This is a genomic window from Ruegeria sp. C6 (assembly GCF_056537625.1).
Map to the genome: position 1 here is coordinate 195,620 of NZ_JBQFRW010000002.1, position 23,986 is coordinate 219,605.

General features: G+C 55.9%; 24 protein-coding genes and 1 riboswitch. Of the genes, 7 read left to right on the top strand and 17 right to left on the bottom strand.

The window, feature by feature from the left end; genetic code table 11:
- Nucleotides 1-17: 17 nt before the first annotated feature.
- The 6 genes from gcvT to glyA all read right to left on the bottom strand — a co-directional run bounded on the left by gcvT (nucleotide 18) and on the right by glyA (nucleotide 6,629).
- Nucleotides 18-1,112 (bottom strand): glycine cleavage system aminomethyltransferase GcvT, encoded by a 1,095-nt coding sequence (gcvT, locus tag ACR0MJ_RS08570; RefSeq protein ID WP_480760572.1) that lies wholly within the window; start codon nucleotides 1,110-1,112, stop codon nucleotides 18-20.
- A 16-nt stretch (nucleotides 1,113-1,128) separates the two neighbouring features.
- Nucleotides 1,129-1,551 carry a universal stress protein gene (locus ACR0MJ_RS08575; RefSeq protein ID WP_170393736.1) on the bottom strand — a complete coding sequence of 141 codons (423 nt, stop codon included), beginning with the start codon at nucleotides 1,549-1,551 and terminating at the stop codon, nucleotides 1,129-1,131.
- Between the two features lie 75 nt (nucleotides 1,552-1,626).
- Nucleotides 1,627-3,000: an alanine/glycine:cation symporter family protein gene (locus ACR0MJ_RS08580; protein ID WP_170393738.1), complete on the bottom strand. Its 1,374-nt coding sequence runs from the start codon at nucleotides 2,998-3,000 to the stop codon at nucleotides 1,627-1,629.
- Between the two features lie 25 nt (nucleotides 3,001-3,025).
- Nucleotides 3,026-3,970, bottom strand: coding sequence for a lipoyl synthase (gene lipA / locus ACR0MJ_RS08585; RefSeq protein ID WP_170406893.1), 945 nt, complete (start codon nucleotides 3,968-3,970; stop codon nucleotides 3,026-3,028).
- A 14-nt stretch (nucleotides 3,971-3,984) separates the two neighbouring features.
- Nucleotides 3,985-5,364 carry a dihydrolipoyl dehydrogenase gene (gene lpdA / locus ACR0MJ_RS08590; RefSeq protein WP_480760575.1) on the bottom strand — a complete coding sequence of 460 codons (1,380 nt, stop codon included), beginning with the start codon at nucleotides 5,362-5,364 and terminating at the stop codon, nucleotides 3,985-3,987.
- Between the two features lie 11 nt (nucleotides 5,365-5,375).
- Nucleotides 5,376-6,629, bottom strand: a complete 1,254-nt coding sequence (glyA, locus tag ACR0MJ_RS08595) for a serine hydroxymethyltransferase (protein WP_170465569.1) — start codon at nucleotides 6,627-6,629, stop codon at nucleotides 5,376-5,378.
- A gap of 147 nt (nucleotides 6,630-6,776) precedes the next feature.
- On the opposite strand from glyA, the gene ACR0MJ_RS08600 reads away from it, so the two are divergent.
- From ACR0MJ_RS08600 to ACR0MJ_RS08615, 4 genes are all read left to right on the top strand, one after another.
- The gene (locus tag ACR0MJ_RS08600; RefSeq protein ID WP_170393747.1) at nucleotides 6,777-7,379 is read left to right on the top strand and encodes a helix-turn-helix domain-containing protein; all 603 of its coding nucleotides are present in this window, start codon (nucleotides 6,777-6,779) and stop codon (nucleotides 7,377-7,379) included.
- A 62-nt stretch (nucleotides 7,380-7,441) separates the two neighbouring features.
- Nucleotides 7,442-8,401, top strand: coding sequence for a dihydrodipicolinate synthase family protein (locus tag ACR0MJ_RS08605; protein WP_170406903.1), 960 nt, complete (start codon nucleotides 7,442-7,444; stop codon nucleotides 8,399-8,401).
- Entirely contained in the window at nucleotides 8,392-9,324 is a 933-nt protein-coding gene (locus ACR0MJ_RS08610) for a 4-hydroxyproline epimerase (RefSeq protein ID WP_170406906.1), read from the top strand. Before ACR0MJ_RS08605 ends, ACR0MJ_RS08610 begins: the two co-directional genes overlap by 10 nt.
- Nucleotides 9,321-9,839, top strand: coding sequence for a putative molybdenum carrier protein (locus ACR0MJ_RS08615; RefSeq protein WP_170818370.1), 519 nt, complete (start codon nucleotides 9,321-9,323; stop codon nucleotides 9,837-9,839). The genes ACR0MJ_RS08610 and ACR0MJ_RS08615 overlap by 4 nt, the downstream gene beginning before the upstream one ends.
- On the opposite strand, the gene ACR0MJ_RS08620 is transcribed toward ACR0MJ_RS08615, so the two are convergent.
- From ACR0MJ_RS08620 to thiB, 3 genes are read right to left on the bottom strand one after another with little or no spacing between them, the layout of a single operon-like run.
- Nucleotides 9,827-10,519: a thiamine ABC transporter ATP-binding protein gene (locus tag ACR0MJ_RS08620; protein ID WP_480613968.1), complete on the bottom strand. Its 693-nt coding sequence runs from the start codon at nucleotides 10,517-10,519 to the stop codon at nucleotides 9,827-9,829. The genes ACR0MJ_RS08615 and ACR0MJ_RS08620 overlap by 13 nt on opposite strands.
- The gene (locus tag ACR0MJ_RS08625; protein ID WP_223118454.1) at nucleotides 10,506-12,053 is read right to left on the bottom strand and encodes a thiamine/thiamine pyrophosphate ABC transporter permease ThiP; all 1,548 of its coding nucleotides are present in this window, start codon (nucleotides 12,051-12,053) and stop codon (nucleotides 10,506-10,508) included. The genes ACR0MJ_RS08620 and ACR0MJ_RS08625 overlap by 14 nt, the downstream gene beginning before the upstream one ends.
- The gene (thiB, locus tag ACR0MJ_RS08630; RefSeq protein ID WP_480760589.1) at nucleotides 12,029-13,009 is read right to left on the bottom strand and encodes a thiamine ABC transporter substrate binding subunit; all 981 of its coding nucleotides are present in this window, start codon (nucleotides 13,007-13,009) and stop codon (nucleotides 12,029-12,031) included. Before thiB ends, ACR0MJ_RS08625 begins: the two co-directional genes overlap by 25 nt.
- A 32-nt stretch (nucleotides 13,010-13,041) precedes the next feature.
- Nucleotides 13,042-13,147: riboswitch (TPP riboswitch) on the bottom strand.
- A 179-nt stretch (nucleotides 13,148-13,326) separates the two neighbouring features.
- Between thiB and ACR0MJ_RS08635 the strand changes: the two genes are divergently transcribed.
- Nucleotides 13,327-13,557 (top strand): type II toxin-antitoxin system CcdA family antitoxin, encoded by a 231-nt coding sequence (locus tag ACR0MJ_RS08635; RefSeq protein ID WP_170406922.1) that lies wholly within the window; start codon nucleotides 13,327-13,329, stop codon nucleotides 13,555-13,557.
- Nucleotides 13,557-13,856, top strand: coding sequence for a CcdB family protein (locus tag ACR0MJ_RS08640; RefSeq protein ID WP_170406924.1), 300 nt, complete (start codon nucleotides 13,557-13,559; stop codon nucleotides 13,854-13,856). The genes ACR0MJ_RS08635 and ACR0MJ_RS08640 overlap by 1 nt, the downstream gene beginning before the upstream one ends.
- A gap of 70 nt (nucleotides 13,857-13,926) precedes the next feature.
- On the opposite strand, the gene ACR0MJ_RS08645 is transcribed toward ACR0MJ_RS08640, so the two are convergent.
- From ACR0MJ_RS08645 to ACR0MJ_RS08660, 4 genes are all read right to left on the bottom strand, one after another.
- On the bottom strand, nucleotides 13,927-14,337 hold the full coding sequence (locus ACR0MJ_RS08645) for a universal stress protein (RefSeq protein WP_170393765.1): 411 nt from the start codon (nucleotides 14,335-14,337) through the stop codon (nucleotides 13,927-13,929).
- A 13-nt stretch (nucleotides 14,338-14,350) separates the two neighbouring features.
- Nucleotides 14,351-15,658, bottom strand: coding sequence for a TRAP transporter large permease (locus ACR0MJ_RS08650; RefSeq protein WP_170393768.1), 1,308 nt, complete (start codon nucleotides 15,656-15,658; stop codon nucleotides 14,351-14,353).
- Nucleotides 15,659-15,818: 160 nt separating this feature from the next.
- The gene (locus ACR0MJ_RS08655) at nucleotides 15,819-16,868 is read right to left on the bottom strand and encodes a TRAP transporter substrate-binding protein (RefSeq protein WP_170393770.1); all 1,050 of its coding nucleotides are present in this window, start codon (nucleotides 16,866-16,868) and stop codon (nucleotides 15,819-15,821) included.
- Nucleotides 16,869-16,936: 68 nt separating this feature from the next.
- Nucleotides 16,937-17,437 carry a TRAP transporter small permease subunit gene (locus tag ACR0MJ_RS08660; protein WP_170393772.1) on the bottom strand — a complete coding sequence of 167 codons (501 nt, stop codon included), beginning with the start codon at nucleotides 17,435-17,437 and terminating at the stop codon, nucleotides 16,937-16,939.
- Between the two features lie 615 nt (nucleotides 17,438-18,052).
- Between ACR0MJ_RS08660 and ACR0MJ_RS08665 the strand changes: the two genes are divergently transcribed.
- Nucleotides 18,053-19,534 (top strand): aminotransferase-like domain-containing protein, encoded by a 1,482-nt coding sequence (locus ACR0MJ_RS08665; RefSeq protein WP_170406928.1) that lies wholly within the window; start codon nucleotides 18,053-18,055, stop codon nucleotides 19,532-19,534.
- Between the two features lie 310 nt (nucleotides 19,535-19,844).
- Here ACR0MJ_RS08665 and ACR0MJ_RS08670 read toward each other — a convergent pair whose 3' ends face one another.
- From ACR0MJ_RS08670 to ACR0MJ_RS08685, 4 genes are all read right to left on the bottom strand, one after another.
- Nucleotides 19,845-21,119, bottom strand: coding sequence for a hypothetical protein (locus tag ACR0MJ_RS08670; RefSeq protein ID WP_480760597.1), 1,275 nt, complete (start codon nucleotides 21,117-21,119; stop codon nucleotides 19,845-19,847).
- Nucleotides 21,120-21,165: 46 nt separating this feature from the next.
- Entirely contained in the window at nucleotides 21,166-21,408 is a 243-nt protein-coding gene (locus ACR0MJ_RS08675) for a hypothetical protein (protein ID WP_170393778.1), read from the bottom strand.
- A gap of 146 nt (nucleotides 21,409-21,554) precedes the next feature.
- Nucleotides 21,555-22,784 (bottom strand): AGE family epimerase/isomerase, encoded by a 1,230-nt coding sequence (locus ACR0MJ_RS08680; RefSeq protein WP_480760600.1) that lies wholly within the window; start codon nucleotides 22,782-22,784, stop codon nucleotides 21,555-21,557.
- Between the two features lie 169 nt (nucleotides 22,785-22,953).
- Nucleotides 22,954-23,985 carry a YeiH family protein gene (locus ACR0MJ_RS08685; RefSeq protein ID WP_480760603.1) on the bottom strand — a complete coding sequence of 344 codons (1,032 nt, stop codon included), beginning with the start codon at nucleotides 23,983-23,985 and terminating at the stop codon, nucleotides 22,954-22,956.
- Nucleotide 23,986: the final 1 nt, after the last annotated feature.

The following is a 23,986-nucleotide window of genomic DNA, read 5'->3' on the forward strand; positions in this document are numbered from 1 at the left end:
GTCTCTCTCTCCTGACTTCAACGCTTGTAATTCTGTTTGACGAAGGGCAGCGCCACGATCTCAGCCGGTTGCGGCTTGCCCCGGATGATCAGGTTCACCTTCTCGCCCGGCTCGCCATGGCCTTTGCTCACATAGCCCATCGCCACCGGTCCACCCACCGTGGGGCCAAACACGCCCGAGGTGATCTGGCCGATGCTGTTGCCCTCAAGGCACTGCACTTCCACGCCCTGACGCGCAGGCGCACGGCCTTCGGGCTTGATGCCCACCAGCTTTTTGGCGGGACCTTCGGCCAGTTCCTTCTGCACGCGGTCCGCGCCCGGGAAACCGCCCTCTTCCTTGCGGCGTTTCTGGATCGCCCAAGCCAGCGAGGCCTCAATCGGTGAGGTGCTCTGGTCGATGTCATTGCCATAAAGGCACAGACCTGCCTCCAGCCGCAGGCTGTCGCGCGCGCCCAGACCGGCCGGCTCGCAATCCTCATGCGCCAGAAACGCCTTGGTGATCTCGATCGCCTTGTCCTCGGGGATCGAGATCTCGTAGCCATCCTCGCCGGTATAGCCCAGCCGCGAGATACGGCACTCAACACCGTTGATATCGGCCACCGTGGTTTCCATGAACTTTAGATCACGCGCGGCAGGGCACAGTTCGCCCACAACGTTTTCCGCCGCAGGGCCCTGAACCGCCACCAGCGCGCGGTCGAAAATCTCGATCACTTCAACGCCTTCGAGGTGCTCACGCATATGCGGAATGTCCTGATGCCGTAGCGCCGCGTTCACCACCACAAAGTAATGATCCCCCGCGTTCGACACGATCAGGTCATCCATGATCCCGCCTTCGGCATTGGTGAAAAACCCGTACCGCGCCTTGCCTTCCTTCAGCGTCGCATAAGCCTGCGGGCAAAGCGCTTCCAGCTTCTCACCCACATTCTCACCCCGCAAAATCACCTGACCCATATGGCTCACATCAAACACCGCCGCCTTCTCACGACACTGCTTATGCTCCCCCATAATCCCCAAAGGATACTGAACAGGCATCTCCCAACCCGCAAAATCAACCAACTTACCCCCCAACTCAACATGCAAAGCGTGAAGAGGCGTGCGTTTTAATTCGGTCATCAGACTAACCTTTCAATCAGCGGGACTGGTCGCGAACAACCGTGACGGTGCAATGCGCGTTGCGCACGACACGGGCCAGGTTCGGGCCAATCTCGTAGTTCGGAAAATCGCCTTTGGTCGAAGCCATAACGATCAGATCAAAGCCCTCTTTGTAGGCGAGCTTCAGTATCTCACGATAGACGCTGCCTTCTTCGATATGGATCGCCACATCAGATGCACCGTTGTGATCCAGTATGGCCTGCACCGCATTGCGCACGTGGTCTTTTGCGCCTGCGCCATAGTTGGCGGGCAGGTTCGGCAACTGGATGATCTCAGGAATGACGGCAATCGCGTGCAATTCGGCACCGTAGAACTTTGCTTGTTCTTGTGCGAGCGGCAGGGCGTTCTTCCACGAACGGTCGTCGGTGTGATCAATCGGCAGCAGGATTTTCGTGGCCATCACGTCTCTCCTCGAGAAATGGAATTCTGTTTGAAGCCGGGGGGCCGGGATGGCCCCCCGTATTTTCATCCGAGATTATTCGGCGGGTGTGCCGCCTGGCTCCTCGGACTTGCCACCTGAGGCAAAGAACTCTTTCGTCAGTTTGAAGACGATCGGGCTCAGCAGCGCCAGGGCGATCAGGTTCGGAATGGCCATCATCGCGTTCAGCGTATCGGCCAGCAGCCAGATGAAGCCCAGATCCGCTGTTGCGCCAAAATAGATCATGACGATCCACAGGACGCGGTATGGCATCAGGGATTTCACGCCTAGCAGGAACTCAACACATTTCTCGCCATAGAAGGACCAGCCTAAAATGGTGGTAAAGGCAAAGATCGACAGAGCGATGGCGATCAGATACCCACCGATACCCGGCAGCGACAGTTCGAACGCGTGACTGGTTAGTGCTGCACCGGATTCACCCGATGTCCAGGCACCCGACGAGATGATAGCAAGACCGGTGATGGTGCAGACGATGATCGTGTCGATGAACGTACCCAACATCGCGATCAGGCCCTGGTTGACCGGACCTTTGGTCTCGGCTGCGGCGTGTGCGATCGGAGCGGAACCCAGACCGGCTTCGTTCGAGAAGACACCACGTGCCACACCAAAGCGGATCGCGGCCCAAACGGCAGCACCCGCGAAACCACCTTCGGCGGCCGACGGGGTGAAGGCGTAGGTGAAAACAAGCGACAGAGCGGAGCCGATGTTACCGATGTTGATCAGTAGAACCAGCAGGCCTGCGACGATGTAGGCAATCGCCATGAACGGAACCAGTTTACCTGCAACCGCACCGATGCGGGTGATGCCGCCCAGGATCACGGCCGCGGTCAGAACCATCAGGACAACGCCGGTAACCGAAGTGTTCAGGCCGAAGTTCGACTCCAGAACCTGTGCAACACCATTGGCCTGTACACCGTTGCCGATGCCGAACGCCGCGATTGCGCCGAACAGAGCAAATGCAACACCCAGCCAGGCCCATTTCGCGCCGAGGCCATTTTTGATGTAGTACATCGGGCCGCCTACATAGTTACCAAGCTCGTCTTTTTCGCGGTATTTCACCGCGCAGACAGCTTCGGCATATTTGGTGGCCATGCCCACCAGGGCGGTCATCCACATCCAGAACAAGGCACCCGGACCGCCCAGGAAGACAGCAGTGGCCACACCAGCGATGTTGCCCGTACCGATAGTCGCAGATAGCGAGGTCATCAGTGCGTTGAACGGGCTGATCTGGCCCTCGCCCTGACCTTCGCGGCCTTTGAACAGCAGGCTGAAGCCTGTGCCAATGCGCAGGATCGGCATGAACTTCAGGCCGACCTGCAGGAAGAAGCCAACGCCGAGAATGAGAACCAGCATAAGCGGCCCCCACACGACGCCATTGATGGCCCCTACGATTGAATTTAACGCTTCCATGGATTCCCTCCCATTTGCGTTAGGTTTATGCCCTGTTCGCCAAAGCCCGCTGGCGGGCCTGCTTGAGGGCGGCAAAGTCTTCGTCCGCGTGGAACGATGATCGGGTCAGCGGCGTTGCCGACACGTGCAAAAAGCCCTTGGAACGCGCGATCTGTTCCAGTTGGGCAAATTCTTCCGGTGTCCAGAACCGGTCAATCGGATGGTGTTTAGGGGTCGGTTGCAGATATTGGCCGACGGTTAAGAAATCGACATTGGCCGCGCGCAGGTCGTCCATGACCTGACGGACATCGTCCAGACTTTCGCCAAGCCCGACCATCAGGCCAGATTTGGTAAAAAGCTCCGGGTTCGCGCGTTTGGCATCATCCAGCAGACGCAGCGAGGTGTAATAGCGTGCACCCGGTCGCACAGTTGGATAAAGGTGCGGCACAGTTTCCAGATTGTGGTTGAAAACGTCCGGCGCCGCTTCAAATACGATCTCTGACGCAGTGCCTTTTCCAAGAAAATCGGGTGTCAGAACTTCGACAGTCGTACCGGGGTTCTGATGGCGCACGGCACGGATGGTCTGAGCGATATGCTCGGCCCCACCATCTGCTAGATCATCGCGATCGACCGAGGTGATCACCACATGAAGCAGGCCCAGTTTCTTGACGGCGGCGGCGACTCGCCCGGGTTCAAACACATCCAGAGCATCCGGGCGACCCGTTGAGACATTGCAGAACGAACAACCCCGCGTGCAAACCTCACCCATGATCATCATGGTGGCGTGGCGCTTGGACCAGCATTCGCCGATATTGGGGCAGGCGGCTTCTTCGCAGACCGTCGCCAGATCATGCTCGCGCATGAGGCGTCGTGTTTCATAGTATTCAGCGCTGTCGCCCTTTTTCTTGCGAATCCACTTGGGCTTGCGCGGGATGACACTGTCGGCCTTTTTGGCTTTTTCCGGGTGGCGAGGGCGAAGCTGGATGGTCATCTGGCTGGTCTCCCTTATGCGTGGATCGCGCGGCCCAAGGCGTCGAGGCAGGCTTCTTTGACGGCCTCGCCCATGGCCGGGTGCGCATGGCAGGTTGCAGCGACTTCGGACACCGTTGCGCCCTTTGTCATCGCCAGAACCAGTTCAGCGATTAGATCGCCGCCATGGGCTCCGCATATATGCGCACCCAGGATCTGGCCGTTCGGGTCTGCCAGAACCTTCACTGCACCGTCTGTTTCACCGGTCGAACGCGCGCGCGAGTTCGCCATGAAGGCGAATTTGCCGACCGAATACTCGGCACCGGATTCTTTCAGTGCTTCTTCGGTCAAACCAACCGAGGCGACTTCGGGGTCGGTGTACACCACGCCGGGAACAGTGTTGTAATCGACGTGGCCAGCTTCGCCTGCCAGCATTTCTACACAGGCGACACCATCTTCTTCGGCCTTGTGCGCCAGCATAGGTCCGGGAACGCAATCACCGATGGCGTAGATGCCCGGGACAGATGTCTGAAATGCGCCATCAACTTCAATGAAACCGCGTTGGTTCACGTCCACGCCCAGCTCTTCCAAGCCAAGGCCACGTGTGACTGGGCGGCGACCCACGGCGATCAACACCTTGTCGGCCTCGATCACTTCTTCTTTGTCCTTGCCGACGCGGTCCACAGTTAGTGTCAGACCAGTATCCGTTTTGTCGACGGATTTCAGTGCCCGGCCCAGCTGGAATTTCAGGCCACGTTTTGACAGCGCGCGTTGCGCCAGTTTGGCAATTTCACCATCCATGCCGGGCAGCACGCGGTCCAGATATTCGACGACCGTAACTTTAGCTCCGAGACGCGCCCAAACTTGCCCAAGTTCCAGTCCGATGACACCGGCACCGATCACCACCAGATGCTCGGGCACACTCTCCAGCGCAATCGCGCTCGTCGAACTGAGGATATCTTGCTCGTCAATCTCAATTCCTGGCAACGGAGTAGGTTCGGAACCAGTGGCAATGAGGATGTTCTTGGCCTCATGGACTTCGTCACCTACCTCGACCTGACCAGCGGCCGGAATACTGGCCCACCCTTCGATCAGATCAACGCCGTTTTTCTTGAACAAAAACGCAATGCCCTTGGTCAGGTCGCCTACGATCTTGTCCTTGCGTCCCATCATTGCGGGCACATCGATGCTGGCCCCCTCGACCGCAATACCGTGGGAGGAGAGATGTGCAAGTTCGGCATATTTGGCCGAGGAGGTCAGCAACGCTTTGGAGGGTATGCACCCCACATTCAAACAGGTCCCGCCAAGCGCACTGCGGCCTTCAACGCAAGCGACTTTCAGGCCCAGCTGTGCCGCGCGGATCGCGGCGACATAGCCGCCCGGACCGCCCCCGATGACAATAAGATCGTAAATCATTTGGTCTTCTTTCAGTAGATCGGGTGGCTTGCGCAGAGCGCGCGGACCTTTTCACGGGTTTCCTTTTCGACGGTCTCGTCACCGTCAGACGATTGTGCCAGCGCGTCGAGCACATCACCGATCATGTGGCCAATCTGTTTGAACTCTTCTGGTCCAAACCCACGGCTGCAGCCTGCGGCCGTACCAAGACGGATGCCGCTGGTGACAGTGGGCTTTTCGGGATCACCCGGAACGCTGTTTTTGTTGCAGGTGAATCCTGCACGCTCTAGCGCCGCTTCGGCGTCTTTGCCGGTTACGCCGACTGGGCGCAGATCAACCAGCATAAGGTGGTTTTCAGTGCCACCCGAAACGATGTCACACCCGCGCGCCATCATCACGTTGGCCAGGGCCGAGGCACTGTCGACAACGCGCTGCATATATTCTTTGAATTCAGGCTGCAGCGCTTCACCAAAGGCGACTGCCTTGCCTGCAATCACATGCATCAGGGGGCCGCCCTGCAGACCCGGGAAAACAGCCGAGTTGATCTTTTTTGCCAGCGCTTCATCGTTTGTAAGAATAATCCCACCGCGCGGACCGCGTAGCGTCTTGTGCGTAGTCGACGTAACAATGTGTGCGTGCCCGATGGGCGAGGGATGCAGGCCGGTCGCAACCAAGCCGGCGATGTGGGCCATGTCTGCCAGAAGCCATGCGCCAACTTCGTCGGCAATGGCGCGGAAGCGTGCGAAATCGATCTTTTGCGAATAGGCCGATGCGCCTGCAATGATCAGTTTGGGCTTTTCGGCTTTCGCCAATTCTTCAACCTGATCATAGTCAATCAGCCCGGCCTGGGTCAGGCCATATTGAACCGGACGGAACCACTTGCCGGACTGGGCAGGTTTTGCGCCATGGGTCAGGTGACCCCCAGCATCCAACGACATACCAAGAATCGTGTCCCCCGGGCTGAGTAGTGCCAGCTTAACCGCCCCGTTGGCTTGCGCGCCCGAGTGCGGCTGAACGTTTGCATATTCACAGCCAAACAGCTTCTTCAATCGGTCAATGGCTTCGGCCTCAACCTCATCCACATATTCACACCCGCCATAATAGCGGCGACCCGGATAGCCCTCGGCGTATTTGTTTGTAAGTACGGAACCCTGCGCATCGATCACTGCCTGAGAGACGATGTTCTCGGAAGCGATCAGTTCGATCTGTTCAGCTTGGCGTATGCCCTCGCGTGCGATCGATGCAGCGATGACGGGATCAGCCTCGGTGAGCGGTTTTGTGAACATGATCTCCTCCTGTAATCTCGTTTCCAGTGTACGAAATTTTGTTTCCTATAGTGGAATTAGTGTACGCAAGGCAACAAAAATTTCATCACAGTAAAGTTGTTTGGCTCGGGGGAAATGAGTAAGCTGTGATAAAACAAGGAGATTCCCATGTCTGAGGACAACCTGAAAGATGGTGCCGGACCGGAAGAACAGGACGAGGGGGCGGCTTTGGGTCGGTCGATCCGGGATGCACGCCGCGCAAAAGGCTGGACATTGGAGGAGGCCGGGCGCGAAGCGGGAATCGGTCGATCAACACTTTCAAAGATCGAAAACAACCAGACACGTCCAAGTTTCGAGATCGTGCGGCGGCTGACACAGGCCTTGGACATGAATACGCCACAGCTGTTCTTGCAGTCCGCCCAATCGGGAATTTCGGGGCGACGTGATTTTACGCCGAAAGGGCAAGGCGAGATAAGAAATACGCCGACCTACATGCACGAATTGCTGTGCTCGGACCTGACCAGTAAGCGAATGCTTCCTTATATCGCGACGATAAAAGCGCGTGACATATCAGAATATGAGAACTGGATCAGGCACACAGGCGAAGAATTCATGTACGTTATCAGTGGCGAGTTGATATTCGTATCCGAGCATTACCGCCCCTTACCGATGAAACCGGGAGATTCTCTGTACTACGATAGCGGTATGGGGCATGGCTGTATTTCTACGAGTAAGGAAGACGCCAGGGTCTTGTGGGTTTCGCTGGAATGACACGTTAGGCCACGGCGCTTTCGCGCAGAATACCAATACTAACCTGAGCAAACGGATATCTCATGGACCGGACTATTTTCACTGGAACTATGCCTGCCCTTATGACGCCGTGTAAGGCCGACAGGACACCTGACTTTGACGCGCTGGTCAAAAAGGGCAAAGAGATGATTGCGGCCGGCATGTCCGCTGTCGTCTATTGTGGCTCGATGGGGGATTGGCCGCTTCTGACGGATGCCCAACGGATGGAGGGCGTGGAACGACTGGTCGACGCTGGCTTGCCGGTTGTCGTGGGGACGGGTGCCATCAACTCGAATTCCGCTGTGGCGCACGCAGCACATGCACAGAAGGTCGGCGCGGCAGGGTTGATGGTTATCCCTCGGGTTCTGTCACGAGGCTCATCGGTTGCCGCGCAAAAGAACCACTTCAAGGCTATTCTTTCTGCGGCAGCGGACGTGCCTGCGATCATCTACAACAGCCCTGTCTATGGGTTTGCCACTCGTGCGGAATTGTTTTTTGCACTGCGGGCCGAGCATCCGAATTTGGTTGGCTTTAAGGAGTTCGGGGGCAAGAGCGACCTGCGCTATGCCGCAGAACATATCACATCGCAAGACGGTCAGGTCACCTTGATGGTAGGCGTCGATACTGAAGTCTACCATGGGTTTGTGAATTGCGGCGCCACCGGATCGATCACCGGGATAGGAACTGCACTGCCCAAAGAGGCATTGTTGCTTGCGGCGCTTTCGAAAAAGGCAGCAGAGGGACATGCCGAAGCACGGTTGCGTGCGCGCGAACTGGACGAGGCATTTGGCGTTCTGGCAAGTTTTGACGAAGGCACAGACCTTGTTCTTTATTACAAGCATTTGCTGGTGCTGAACGGCGAAGAGGAATACCGCCTGCATTTCAATGAAACCGACGTGTTATCTGACGCCCAGCGAAATTACTGCGAGCAACAGTACAATTTGTTTAAGTCGTGGTTTACCGATTGGGTTCGTCAGGGTGGGGTCATTGCGGAATGCATGTGATTGACAGCCATACCGGTGGAATGCCCACACGGGTCATTCTGGACGGGGGGCCTGATCTGGGTTCAGGATCACTGGCTGAACGCGCCAAGCGACTGGCAACGGAACATGAGCGGTTCTACAAGTCTGTTCTACTGGAGCCACGCGGCCAGCCCGGCATGGTCGGGGCGCTCCTTGTCGAACCGGTCAGTGCTGATTGCAAAGCGGGCGTGATCTACTTTGACGCGGATGCGGTACTGGGCATGTGCGGCCATGGGACGATCGGGTTGGGCGTAACATTGGCGCGTCTTGGACAGATCGAGGTTGGCGCGCACCGAATCGAAACTCCGGTAGGTGAGGTTAAGATTGATCTGCTGGACGCCAACACCGTGCAGGTCACCAACATTGAAAGCCGCCGCGTTCTTCATTCCGTGACGGTCGAGACTGCAGAGCATGGCACCGTCACCGGCGATGTTGCTTATGGCGGCAATTGGTTCTTCATTGTTGAACCAAGCCCGATCCCGATTGCGCCTGAGAACATTCGCCCGCTGACCGACATGGCTATCGCAATTCGCGAAGCCTGCATTGCGCAAGAAGTTGGCGGGGAAAATGGCGAGCCGGTTGATCATGTGATCTTTCAGGGCACCTCACCGAATGCAGGTATCCATAGCAGAAACTTTGTTCTGTGCCCCGACGATGACTATGACCGTTCGCCTTGCGGCACCGGCAGCTCGGCCCGGCTGGCCTGCCTCGCGGCCAGTCGGCGCTTGTCCGCTGGGGAAGAAATCGTTCAGGAAAGCATCATCGGAAGTTCGTACAGGCTGTCCTATCAGCCGGGGCAGGGCGGGGGCATTGTCCCTCAGCTAACTGGCCAGGCGCATGTGATGGCAGAGGGTAAGCTTTTCTTTGCGCAGAATGATCCGTTTCAATTTGGTATTGCGCGTTGACGCAGGGAGACGAGCAAGACGGAATCCCATTCGGGCGTCGTGTTCAGAAAATCGTATCAGGTGGACAAACCGGCGTAGACACTGCCGCATTGGAGTTTGCCCGTGCAAATGGCATCCCCTATGGCGGCTGGGTGCCGAAGGGTCGAACGAATGAGGATGGGTTGATTCCGGCGCATCTCAGCGGGCTTGTTGAAACGAAGTCTGAAGATGTCGCTGAACGGACAAGGCTCAACGTCTTTGCCAGTGACGCCACGCTTGTTTTTATCGACGGATCAGACAGTCCCGGCACGCGGAAAACGGTTGAGTTTGCAGTTGATGCTGAAAAACCGCATCTGGTGGTGGATATAAGAAAAGGAAAGGCCGATTGCGCGCAACAGATGCGGACTTGGCTGAGCGCCATCCCTGTAACTGTTCTGAACATTGCAGGCCCGCGCGCTTCGGAGGCCCCCGAGATTGGTCCGCGTGTGCACGAGGTGCTGGACGCTTGTCTGGATCAGTTCATTCAGCCCAAGTAATCGCGCAGCGCTGGCGGAGGATTGTTGAAGAGTGTCTCGGTCTCAGCAGGTGGATGTGCGATTTGATCCGCAACCAATACGGTTTGGTCGGTTATCCGAAGCGCATCCCGTGGGTCGTGGCTGACCATAAGCAGTGTGGTTTTGGTCTCGGCGACTAATTCAGCGACCAGATCGAGCATCTCAGTTTTCAGGGCAGGCCCGAGCGCTGCAAAAGGTTCGTCGAGCAATAACACCTGACGCTTTTGCACAAGTATCCTCGCCAGCGCCACGCGGCTTTGCTGACCACCTGACAATTCGGCGGGCTTTCTGGCCGCCATTCCCTGCAGGCCAACGCGGCCGAGGGCCGATTGAATGTGGTGTTGGTCGTCTGCGGTCAAACCTCCATTGGGCCTTAGGCCCAGGGCGACATTCTGTTCGGCGCTCAGGTGAGGAAACAGGTTTCCGTCTTGAAACAGCATTGCGATCGGTCGACTGCCTGGTGGTAATGTCGATAGGTCATGATCCTTCCATTGGATGTGCCCACTTCTCAGGTCTCGAAAACCCGCGATAGTTTCAAGAAGAGTTGATTTTCCTGCCCCCGACGGACCGATGATCGCAACGCTGGATCCGGCCTTGACCTCAAAGTCAGCGCTTAATTGGAAATTGCCAGTTGCAATGATGCAATTGTCAAGCTTCAGCATGCCAGCGACCCCCTCGATCCAGAACCCAGAAAACACCCATCGATAGTATAAGCAGCAGCAGCGCGCCTCCTGCTGCGGCCTGCATCTGGTAGGCGCCCATCAGGCGGTAGATTTGCAGGGGCAGCGTTGCGATCTGCGCATCTGCAAACAGGGCGATCACACCCAGATCACCCATGGAAAGTGCCGCCGTCAGGCCCGCGGCAAAACCGATCTGGGGGCGCAGGCGTGGAAGCATGACACGCAAGAAAAAGGACCAGTTGTTCATGTTCAGGGCCAGTGCCAACCGCCCGTGCCGTTCCAACACATCGCGCGCTGCGGGAACCAAAATTCGAAGGGCGAAGGGCAAGGCCATGACCGCGTTCACAAGCGCGGTTACCGGCAACGCAAGAGTTGTAGGATTGGCCAGCGGGCGGATCAGAATAAAGAGACCCGTACCAATGACCAGGGGCGAGGCGGCGAGGCCAAGAAGTCCGCCAAGTTCGACGATGCCGAACCGGCCTGTCGCGACGGCTGTCGCCATGGGCAGTGCCAGCAGTAATAGGAGCATGGTACTGGCGGCGGCAACACAGATTGAAATTATAGCGGCACGGAACACCAAAACCGGCATCTCAAACAGCCCAGCGATACCCGAAATCGTGACGGATGCCAGAGGTAGCAGCAGGAACGCGGCGGCAGTGATAATCCAAAACGCATCCAACAGCGGTCCTCGGCCATCCCAGCGCCGGATCTCACGATTCAGGCCGGTACCGAACCCGTCGCCGCGCGAGAACTTTAAGGCTGCCAACGCAGCCGCTGCAGTCAGGACAAGTTGCAAAGCGGATAATAAGGCGGCGCGCCCTAAGTCAAAATCATATGTAAAGGCCTGATAGATCGCGAGTTCAATCGTGGTGGCGCGCGGCCCTCCACCCAGCGTCAGGGCAACCGCAAAACTGGTCAGGCAAATGGCGAAGATCACGGCCAGCACTCCGGGCAGAATGCGGCGAAGCATTGGCAATTCGATCAAACGGAACATTGCCATTCCTTCGCACCCAAGTTGGGCCGCTAGCCGGAAACGCTCGGCAGGGATCTCCTGCCAACCCTGCAAGATCAGGCGTGTTGCCAGAGGTAGATTAAAAAATACGTGGGCCAGAACGACACCATGCAGCCCATAGATTCGAATGGGCGGCAGGCCGAAATAGCCTAACGCGTCCGAGATCCATCCTGCCCGGCCAAAGACCTGAAGCAATCCCAGAATGGCGACGATGACCGGTAGGATGAAAGGTGCACCCAACAGCGTGATCAGGACTCGCCTGCCGGTGAACCGGCGGCGCGCTAGTGCGCGGGCGACCGGAATAGCCAGACCGGCGCTGAACATTGCAGAGAGCGTCGCCTGGAGCAGGGTAAAGCGTAAGGCAGCCCAGTCGGCGGGACCAAACCCGCCGCCTGCATCTGCCCGCACCGCCACCATGAACAACGTGCCCAATATCAGTGCGGCAACGATGGCCGCCGCACTGACACCGGGGAGTGGGTTTACTGGCTGAGTGCGCCCAACCATTCCGAAAGCGCCTGTTCCCGCGCGATGGCGGCTTGGACCTGATCAAACAGCAGAGACTTCTGAGGGATCGTTAGAGTTTCAAAACCTTCGGGCAGACCGGAAGATGGAGTTACGGCCGGGTACATCCAGTTGGTTGTTGGAATGATCGTCTGAAACGCGTCAGACACCATGAAGTTCAGAAACTGATCTGCCAACTCGGGCTGATCGGAATTGGCTAGCTTGGCCGCAACCTCGACCTGCATATAATGGCCTTCGTCAAAGGCTGCTGCTGCTTTGCTGGCATCTTCCTCGGCAATCAGGTGATAGGCTGGCGAGGTCGTATAGCTTAGAACCATGTCGGCCTCACCTTCAAGGAACAAGCCATATGACTCGGACCAGCCCTTGGTAACCGTCACGATATTGTCAGCAAGGTCAGCCCAGATTTCTTGGGCTTCATCGCCATACGCGGCCTTGACCCACAGCAGAAGACCCAGCCCCGGCGTCGATGAACGCGGATCCTGAATGATGATCTTGATGTCACTATCTGCCAACTCGCGGAAGCTGTTAGGAGCGGCAAAATCTGCATTGTGAACAAATGCAAAGTAACCCCAGTCGTAGGGTGCAAAAACTGTGTCGGTCCACTCGATGGGCAGAGCATACTCGGCAGTGACTGAATGAGGTGCAAACAGGCCGGTTTCTTTAGCTGCCGATATCAAGTTGGTATCCAAACCCAATACAATATCGGCGTCGCTGTTTTCGCCTTCCAGCCGAATGCGTGACAGCAGTGCCGCGCCATCTTCGACGCCGACAAGGTTCAGGTCGCATTCGCATTGCGCTTCAAACGCCTCTTCGACCTTCGGGCCGGGCCCCCAGTCCGAAACGAAGCTGTCGTAAGTATATACGGTCAACGTGGGCTTATCGGCTGCCACAGCCGAAGTCGCAGTCAGTATTCCCGCAGCAATTGCCAGATGTTTCATATCATCCTCCAATGCGGCGAGAGGGTAAGGATGGATGAAACCTGTACCTTTCCCTCCGCCGGTTCTAGCCGGTTCAGGTTCAACGGGTTTGCCAATTGGCATCTCAGCGCGGTCTTTAGCGCACCCCGAGGTAGGGTCGTGATTAGGGGGATGAGAGGACGATTTCAACCGAAATCGTTAGGTTCTCGTTCAATAAGCATTGAGTGAAATACAATAAGAACGAGCCAAGAAGCCAGAGAAGTCCTTTAGGAGATATGCGCATATTTGACGCGCATATAGTATATTGGTATTCTCAGGCACATGGAGGCCAAGACAGAATGAACGCTCAACCACGCAAACCGACCAATCTATCACTTGATAGCGCTTTGCTCACCGAGGCCAGAGCGCTGAACGTGAACCTGTCGCGTGCCGCCGAAGAAGGAGTGCGTGCCGCCGTTGCCGCTGCGAAGGCAGCACAGTGGAGGGCCGAAAACGCGGAGGCACTGCAAAGCTCAAACTCGTATGTTGAACGGCACGGGTTGCCCTTGGACCGCTTTCGTCAGTTCTGATGCCGAAATACGATGTATTCCCCAACCCATCCGGCGATGGCTATCTTCTGGATGTGCAAACCGATCTTTTGAGCGATCTGAATACCCGCATGGTGGTGCCGCTTTTACCAAAAGCACATGCGCCGAAACCAGCGACCCGCCTCAACCCTGAGTTCCTGATAGATGGTGTGCTGGTTGTAATGATGACCCAGTTCATGGCTGCTGTTCCTGTGGGACTCCTCAAATCACCAGTGGGTCATCTGAAAGATGATTTCGAGCAGATCACCGTGGCTGTAGACATGCTGATGCAAGGGTTCTGAACGACAATAGCTGGCCTCATTGGCCAGCCACTTTGCGCGCATAACACCTGTCAGGTGTTATGCTTCTGCTCTACTTGTCGCGCAGTACCACGACACTGCAATGTGCATGACGGACCACACGTGCAGCCGTTGAACCGATCAGATAGTCCGAAAGGCCCGGTTGGTGTGACGCCACCACTATGCAGTCCACTTTGTGTTCTTCGGCCCAATCCAGAATGGAATTTGTTGGATGACCTGTAACAACATGAGTGCCGATCTTCGGAGACTCCATCGATGCGTTCAGTTTGTCCTCAAAATCAGAAACGCTTTTCTGAACCTGCTCGGGTGGAAAGTACGACCCGATATACGAAGGTAGTTCTTCGAGAACGGACAGCACCGACACTGTCCCGCCATCCGACAGCAAGCGGCTTGCTGCATCCAGAGATTTGGCACAGTCGTTGATGTGATCAGGGGCGACTGGAACGAGGATATGGTTATACATCTGTACCTCCGGATTATTTCAGGATGTTGGGCAACCAGGTGGCGATCTGCGGGAAGATGAAGATTAGGGTCAGGCCAACGAACTGGAGTGCCACAAACGGGCCAACCGAATTGTAGACATCCCCCATGCTGACATCCTTGGGCAGAACCCCTTTGATCCAGAACAGCACAAAACCGAACGGAGGTGTCAGGTAAGCGATTTGGATGTTCACGATGAACAGCGCGCCAAACCACAGCTTGTCGATCCCCAATTCGTCGATAATCGGGATGAACAGTGGTGTGCACAGCATGATGATGGCCCAATCATCCATCACCATACCCAGGACGAGGATGATCAGCATCATCATCAGCAGGATGCCGGTTGCACCGCCGGGCATGGAAAGAACCAGATTGGTCAGCAGGTCCTGGCTGCCAAGCGTGTTGAACACATTAAGATAGACAGTGGCACCAATCAGAATCCAAAGCCCCATACCGCTGAGCTTCAAGGTGGACACCAACGATTCCCTCAGCACCTCCCAGGTCAGTTTGCCGTAGATCAGGTTGATGACAAAGGCGCCTGCGGCACCAAATGCGGCAGCTTCCGCCGGTGTTGCGATACCGCCCCAGATGACGCCCAGAACGATGATGATGAGTAAGGCAAACGGCCAGATGCTGAGAACGGCGGTCAGTTTTTCGGTGCGGGTGAATTTCTGATCAGCGGGCAGGGCGGGGCCCAGCTCGGGCTGGATTTTACAACGTACGCCGATGTAGATCGTGTAGAACGTGGCCAGCATCAGGCCGGGTAGCAACCCCGCCATGAACAGGTCACCGATCGAAACCTTGGCCAGCAATCCATAGAAGATGAACGGAACGCTTGGTGGGATCAGAGCACCCAACGCACCGCCTGCCGCGATACAACCGATCGCGATACGGCGATCATATTTGTAGCGCATCATCGAAGGATAGGCGATCTGACCCATCGTGGTGGTCGCCGGTGGTGTGATGCCGGTGATTGCAGCAAAAACAGTACAGACCTGAACTGTACCCATCGCGAGACCACCATGAATGTGGCCGATCAGCTTGTAAACGGCGTCATAGGCCGTTTCGGCTATCCCCGAAAATCTTATGAGTGAGCCCATGAACAAGAACAATGGCACTGTGACCAGTACCGAATTCCAAGGCGTTGAATAGAATGCACTGGGCACGGACAACAGCGCGCGAGGTTCGAAAACCAGGGCAAATAGAACCGCTGTTCCGCCCAAGCCGAACGCAACCGGCAGCCCCATGAAAAGGATCCCAAACAGTATTAAGAAATACAGCGCTGTAATTAGTTCGAGGCTCATGATCTTTAGTTTCCCTACCTAGTGGCCGTTCGCGCGGTCTTTGCCGGGTTGTGTGTCAGCAGTGCTTTTAACACTGACATGCGCCCGTCTGGTCCGCTGGCCCGACGATCAGGCCAGCGAAAGAGGTTTAGCTATATTGGAAAGATGACATTGCGCGGGATTATTGCGCGTTCGCCTTGTCTTCCAGGAACCTCTTGAAGATTTCCACGCCTTTGGCGTTGCCCTCGGATGCGGCTGCAACCTGCGGCCACACTTCGGCAATGGATTTCTCGCGCATACGAGCAACTTCTTCATCGCTCAGCTCGATTACTTCACCACCGGCATCGCGCAGGATTTGAAGCGCTTCTTCGACACCTTCCGCATGCATGCGGCTGGTTTCGAAATAGGTTTCTTCGAAAACACCGTTGATCTTTTCGCGCTGCCAGTCGGTCAGGGCGTTCCAGCTCTGCAGGTTGATGAAGATCTCCTGGTGCTGAGCAGGGTTCCAGCCGGGCATAATCGCATAGTCGATAACTTCCTGGAACGACATGTCATCGATGCCGCCTGTATCCCAGTAGGTGCCTTCGATGGTGCCCAGTTTGATTGCGGTGTAAATCTCACCACCGTTCATCGAGACCGGCGCGCCGCCCATGGTCGAGTGGAAGATGGCCTGGGGTCCACCGGCGCGCATCTTGCGGCCTTCCAGATCTTCCAGTTTTTCGACGCGGAACTTGGTGAACATTGCGTTCGGTCCCTGGTTGGTCCAGCCTGCCCATTGCAGGTTCCGCGCGTTGGCGGCCTCTTGCACGATGTCCCCAACGCGGTAGTCGGGGTTGCCCCACATCACTTCCCACGCTTCTTCGGTGTTGTCGGCGCCCATGGCCATGCCAAACGCCAGCATGCCTTCGGGCATGTCGCCACCATAGACTGAACCCCAGCCCGCGTAGCCATCTGTCAGACCAGCAGCCGCTGCGCCAAAGGCCTCTGCACCACTGACCAGCGCCCCTGCGGGCTCAACACGGATTTTGACCGTGCCTTCAGTCGCTTTTTCAACTGCTTCAACCCAAGGGATCAGGCCATTGTCCCAGCCGGCATCGGTCTGGTCAAATGCGGGCTGGAAGGTCCACTCGGTTACTTCATCCGGCGGCCCATCTTGTGCGACGGCAATGCTTGCGGTCACGGCTATGGCGCCTGCCCACATGGTTGTGTGCACAAACCTGTTTGGTTTCATGTTAATTCCTCCTCGTTAGTGGATCAGTCTATTTTCGTTTGTATTTGCAGTCGCCCAGGCCAGCGTGCCTAACTGCGCCCGAAGATCGTTTGCAGGTCGCGGAGCAAGTGTTTCAGGACCACCAAGAGAACCATTGCTCCGCTGAGTGGGATCGCAAATTTGATCGGATAAATCGGGATCGGAATGGATGTGGGGGTCTTCTGATTAAGCATCAGAGACAGCGATGCGGCTTCGTAACCCTTCCAGATCAATGCGACCAGAAACAGGATTGCAATCGGTGCCGTCAGGACATCCAAAATCGCCTTTGACCGCTTGCTGGCGTTTGCATAAAACAGGTCGAGTTTGACGAAACTGTCATGCTGCAACGCATAGACGCCGCCGGTGCAGGCCAACAACACCATCGCAGCTTGCAATGTGGTGCCGATCCACTGGGAGGGCGCGTTCAGTACATAGCGCATGAATACGTCCGACACGCCAAACGCCATGCAATACAAGATGAGAAACCAGCCGATGCGGCCCATGACTTCTGAGATTGCGCTTGTCAGCTTTTCCAGACCGCGCATCAGCATGCCAACCTCGTTGTGTTTTTCATGGATCTGGTTCTCCCTCAAGAAATCTGTGCGCTGAATTGATGTACTTGACCCTTCGCGTCGGGGTCCGGACGGACATCAGAGAAACGTTTGCTGAATCGCTGTTCACAGAGTCGACGCATATCCCACTCCTGCAAAACCATGCGAACGGTCTCCCTCCCTAGTCGCATCGAACGGCCCGGGTGATCCCTAATTTCGACATGGAACTTCCCGGATCGCTACAGCAAACGCGAAGGAGTTCGACTGAGAAAGATACAGTTGTTTGTAATAATGGGTACAGATTTCATCGCGCCAAGTGACTGTTCGATGCCGCGATTCAGTCCCGAGCGTTAAGATGTTACAAGTTCAACAATGGCAGCGCAGGTTGCTTAAGCACATCTCAGGTCGGTATAAGTATTTAAAAACATAGCGTTGGCTGAAGCCTCTTTTTTGAGTTATCATCAACCCGCTTTTAGTAAGAGCGCTATTGCTTTCAGCATTGCCAGCACAGAATTTGGGAATTTGGCGTCGTTTCCACTTTGCATGGAGCACTTGAAAACATGGATACAGTTTGCAAATCGCGTCGCAGAATTTGCGACTAGAGCCCGACAGGACATGACACAACGGTTGAGCATCGACAAAACTCAGTCCAGCGGTTTGCGAGATCAGATCGTCTCGCAGATTTCACGACTCATTTTTGAAGGTTTGATGCCGTCTGGACTAAAGCTTGCCTCATGTCGGGGGTTGGCGCGGGATCTCGATGTTTCGATCAATACGGTCGTCGCGGCTTATCGAAAGCTTGAAGAAGAGCAACTGATCGAGGCCCGGCCCCGCTCGGGTTATTATGTCTGCTCTGACGTAGGGATTCGCACGGACGGTGATGCGATTGGGCGAACCAGCACCAGACAGCGCACATCGATTGGCCAGAAACTGAACAAACTGCGCCGCACCGAGGAGATCGAAACCATCCAGCGCCCAAATGACTGGTACAAGTACGACTATCCGTTTGTGTGCAACCAAATCGATGATGGCGCATTCCCGGTTGCGGATTGGCGCGAATGCACTCGGTTGGCCATGAATCGAAAGCATCTGAAAATCTGGTCTGCAGACGGGCTGTACGAGGATTGCTTTGAACTTATCGAGCAGGTCCGGCAGCGCATCCTGCCCCGTCGCGGTATTTTTGAACCCAGCGATTCAATCCTGATCACATTGGGTTCGCAAAACGGGTTGTTTATCACCAGCCTGTTGTTCGGCGGGCGCGATAAAACTGCGGTTATGGAGGATCCTGGATATCCGGATGCACGCAAGATCCTTCAGGCAAATTTTGGGAATGTAAGGTTTCAACCCATTGATAGCGAGGGTTTGATCGTCGATGAACTTCTGCGCGAGGCTGACCTGGTATTCGTAACCCCCAATCGCCAGCACCCAACCACCGTTACGATGTCCGAGCGCCGCCGCAAGGCCTTGCTGCAGGCCGCTGAAGAGTATGATTTTTACATAGTCGAAGACGATTACGAATGCGATGTGGATTACCGGCATTCTACTTTGCTGCCGCTGCGCAGTCTGGATGACACGGATCGACTGATCTATTTGGGCAGCCTTTCCAAAGGTCTTTCACCAGGTTTGCGCCTGGGGTACCTGGCGGCTGCGCCAGAATTTATTGACGCCGCGCGCGATTGCCGGGGCATGATGATGCGCCATCCGCCGATGATCCTTCAGCACACTGCTGCAGCGTTTATCAACTTGGGGTACTATGATGGCTTGTTGCGCAGGGTTCGCCAGAATTATGAGCTGCGCTGGCATCTGGCTGATACGACGATCCGTGAAAAGCTACCCCATTTCCTGAAAACGGGCGAATTTGGCGGAACGGTTTTTGTGCTTTCTGATCCCGAGGCCCGGTTGGATGCCATGACGATATGTCAAGCCGCCCTAAAACGCGGTGTTATTGTGGAGCCGATCGGGCCCTGTTTTTCAAATAAAACCGCAGGGAGATACCACTTTCGTCTTGGCGTCTCGTCAATCCAACCCGGTTCTATCCGAAAAGGGATTGAGCTGTTGTCCGAAGTGATTTCAGACCTACGCGCAACAAATTCGTAATGTCCCAGGGCGGGATGCAAACCAACAGTCCGCAAGCTTAAAAAGATTGATCGATGATTCAATCTCCGACAGCTGAGTTTTCCCCCCACAGCATACGTGATACCAGGCTGGCTAGAAGGCTCAGGACGTACCAAGTCAGCAGAAAGCCGACGCATTCCAGGGCGAATGACCCCCATTTGTAGAAAAGGTCAGCAATAACAAAGGCGATAAGTAGCCAGGGGGCTTCCTGCCGCAAGAATGACTTTACGCCTTGTGATTTAATCGCTCTGTGCATGATGTAGATCCCTGAATTATAAATGGTTATAATGTTTTAGACGATAACGGGCGGATGGCGACGTGGTGCGTCATAGCGCTGCTGTGCGAACCAGGTCATGGTTGGTTCGATGTCAGTTTGGGTGTTCCCGCCCTGAAGCGTGTACCCGGCTGCCAGCCAGGTGAAGCCATCATCGGCAACCTCGGCACAGTTGGTGTAGTCGCCCCATTTTCCCAGACCCGGAGTGTCTGTGCCTCGCCGAGCGAGGGCCAGCCGCCAAGTCAGATCGATATCGTCGTATGAGCCAACAACATGGCTCGGATGCAAATTCCCGCCACCCGCAAAGACCGAAAGCCCTACATCACCGACCCGGTTTACAGCTGTTGAGGGGTAGGCGAACGCGATCTGACTGTTCCAGATATCCGGTTCGTCAATCAATGACATGGTTGCTTCGTCAATGCGGACGGTCCTGACGAAAGGGAGTGGCCTGTTGGTCTGACGATTAGCTGTCCACATAAAGCCCAGAACGCCGCGTCCCAGCCAACCAGCCATAATGCGTGGATCAGTGCGCGACATCCAGTCGCCACCGGTGGTCTGCGCGGAATAATTGCCTGCGGACCAAGGCGTGACATCGATGTCGAATTCATCTACGTCCGAGGCGTTCTCGGCCCATCTGAATACGCGGATCTGCGAGTTCGTGTTGTGGCTGGCAAAGTACATCGCGCCGCGTGCGCCTTGTACGCAGCGCAGAGAAAAGTTGTCTTCTGTTTCGAATATGTCGAATGATAGCGTTGCCGCGGTCGCCAGTTCGTCCAGTGAAATCCGCAGAATGACCGAGCGGGTAAACTGGTTAGCCCCGGCCGAGAACACATTGGTGCCCGCATACATATAGTTTTCGGACAACGAAACGTGATTATAGTCGAACCACTCATTGTTCCACGCGGGATCAAGCCCGGCGGGGGTGAAATCCCAAATTTTCCATGTGTCGTTCCCCAAGGTGCGCCCTTGTTTGACCGCAACCCGCAGTGTGTTGGTGCCCCCCTGTTCGATATATTGAAGCAGCCAGATAAGCAGATCCCGGCTTGGGTCGTAAATCGTGGTCTGGTCACAGCAAAACCCCCCGTCAACAGGTGGGAACAACGTGAAAGGGCTCATGTGAGACCAGCTTTGGCCGCCGTCCAGTGACCGACTTGCATACCAGTTGCCAGTGGCCAGAATCTGGCCTCCATTGCTGGAAACTGTCGGCTCGCCCACAGTAGAGGTTTGGCCGTTAGTATCGAAATCCGTAAGGTTTATTGTGTTGAAAATCCTTGGCTGATGGGTCGAGGGCATAGCAGCCTCCGTAATCTATTCATGTCAAAAAAATGTGCGTAATTGATTAGTAATCCAGTTCCGTCGGATCAGCGTCATTGCCGGATTGATCCGAATTATCTTCTTCCAAAGCAGGCCCGCCCTTTTTGCGAGTTTTTGAGACGCGCTCATCGCGTTCGCTCAGCATTTGCGGGGTCATGAGGCCTGACGCCCCGGCCCGTTCGCTCAGGGCGGAATGGGCCGATGGTTGTGGTCTCACCTCAAGTGTGCCCTTTCGGGTCGTTCGCTTTCCACGTGCTTGATTTGCCATTCAACTCTCCTATCCGTTCGTCAAGAAACGCATCCGAATTCGCAGGTCGTCGGATGGTGTTGAATGCACTATACATAGCAGATTTGCCCCGACTCTTCAATTGAGCCGGCTCGATGCGGGTCTCGCTCTGCTTGAATTCGCGCGCGCTAAAGCGGCACCATCCGAGATAAGCGCCCCGATAGCGGGAACAGGCAAGCCTGCAATGAATGATAGATATCCGGTTTGCCGTCAAAGATGGATGTCACGATGTCACCGGATTCATCCACCGCCGGGAACCAGCCGCCATGTTGGTGATCCACGAACGTTTCATTCGCAAAGGTCCAGAGTTTTCTGTACCAAATTTCATCCTCTTTCCTTTTATCCAGTGCGATCAGGGCTCCAACCGCACCAATGGCTTCAGCTACTGGCCACCAGAACCGCGACGCATTTGCGACCCGACCCCCAAAATCCAGCGTATATGCCATGCCGCCGCCGGGCAGCCACGCATCCTTGAGGGCCTGCTCAATCAATCGTCGCGATGACTCGGGCGCGCCCGAGTTTGGTCGGCCTGATAAATCCCAATGCTGCAGCTGAAGTCGCCCAAGCTCGAACGAATGGCCCGGGGTCGTGCCTGCGGGACGGAACATCGGGTCACCGGCATAGCCCCGGTCAATCTGCCAATCTGAGGTGAAATGCTCGGGCAAGCGCCAGTTTTCAGCAGGTGCGATCCGGCCGATAAAGAAATCCAGAATACGACCGGCGCGGGTAAGATAGATTTCGTCGCCTGTCGCCTCAAAAGCTGCAAGCAGTGCCTCAACTCCGTGCATATTCGCGTTCATTCCGCGATATGTGGAAAACGGAGTCCAATCGCGGTTCCACTCGTCACAGTACAACCCGGCCTCATCATCCCAGAAATGGGTGTCCAAAACATCTCGGACTTCGGTCAGCAGTTTGTCAGCTTCCGGGTGCCCTATCTGTTTTGCGCTTGAGGCAGCGAGCAGAACAAAGACATGCCCGTAGGCAAGTTTGCGATCATCCTTGATGTTGTCGCCATCCAAAGCCCAAAGGTAACCGGTGTGATCCCGGTCTTTGTGGTGGCTGTTGAGGTAGGCCATACCGTGATCGATGATCCGCTCTGCGCCTTGAAATCCAATCAGATGCCCCAGAGCGTAAGAATGCACTAGGCGTGTAGTCGTGTGCAGTTCCTGCAATGTGTTTGGCAGCGGGCTGCCATCATGGTCGAGGATGAAAAATCCTGGCTCGGTCCGACAACTTGCGCTGAAAAACGCCAACTGTCGCATAGCCTGATCTTTCAACCACGTGCGGTGTTCAGATGTATCAAGCCAAAAGCCCGGTTCGGAATGCGGGCCGGGTGGCAGAGGCAAGGTGTTGTCCATATTCTTCATCTCGCTTGAGGGACCATTCGGAGTCGAACGAAAAAGCGCTGCAAAGCGCCAGTCGCCAATGAACCAAACACCGCGCACGAAGGCAATCGGCAAACCCGCACCGGACTGTCAGGGGTTGCCGTTCAGCCGTCGCAGTCGGCGGAAACTCTTGGTAACTGCTTCAGGTTAATAGGTTAATCCCGGCCAGAATTACCACGGCGATGAACAACGTCTCCACTATGATGAGGGCGATTGCGGCTGCACCGACCGACAGGATCTGTTTAAGGTTTGTCTTCATCCCAACAGCTGCGATCGCAACAAGCAACAACCATCGAGAGCATTGGCTTAGAAATTCTGAAATCGCTGGCGTGATCAATCCGAATGAGGATGCCGCAGCGAGAACCAGAAATCCTAACACGAATCCCGGCAACAGCGGTGGGCGTTTCCCGTCTGCGTCCATTTCAGCAAAGCCACGAATAATCAGTGAAGCGACCAAAACCACCGGTGCCAGCATCGCCACGCGGAACAATTTGACCAGCGTCGCTGTATCTCCGGTTTGTTCCGAGATCGAAAATCCCGCGCCGACAACCTGAGCCACATCATGGATGGTGCCACCCAGAAACACACCGCCCGCAATATCGTTCATCCCTAATGAGCGTACGAGGATCGGATAGGCGATCATGGCGATGGTGGACAAAACGGTCACGCCCATGACAGTAAAAATCAGACGCTCTTCCGAGCGTTCGTCCTTGGGCAGGATTGCACTGATCGCCATTGCCGCCGATGCACCGCAGATTGCGACCGAACCGGCGGTCAGAAAGGCAAAGCGCCATTTGTGGCCAAAAAAACGAGCTACGGACAGGCCAAATCCTATGGTCAACAGCACTCCGACGATCACAAGGGCAATCAGGTCCCAGCCCAGACCCAGCATCAGGGTCATCGACACGCGCACACCCAGCAAGGCCACGCCAAGGCGCAGAAGTGTGCGTGCGGCGAATCCGATCCCCTCAACGGTTTTTCCTTCTTCGCCCAGAAAGCTGACCGCAATCCCCAAAAGAAGGGCAAGCAGCATGGCCGGGGTAGCGTAATGCTCGGACAGGAACTTGGCGGCGACGGCAACGGTTACGGCAATCATGACGCCGGGAAAGAGCGTGCGAACACGCTCCTTGCTTCGCTCGGTGAGGGATAGGGCTGAGGGATCGGCGGACGCCATA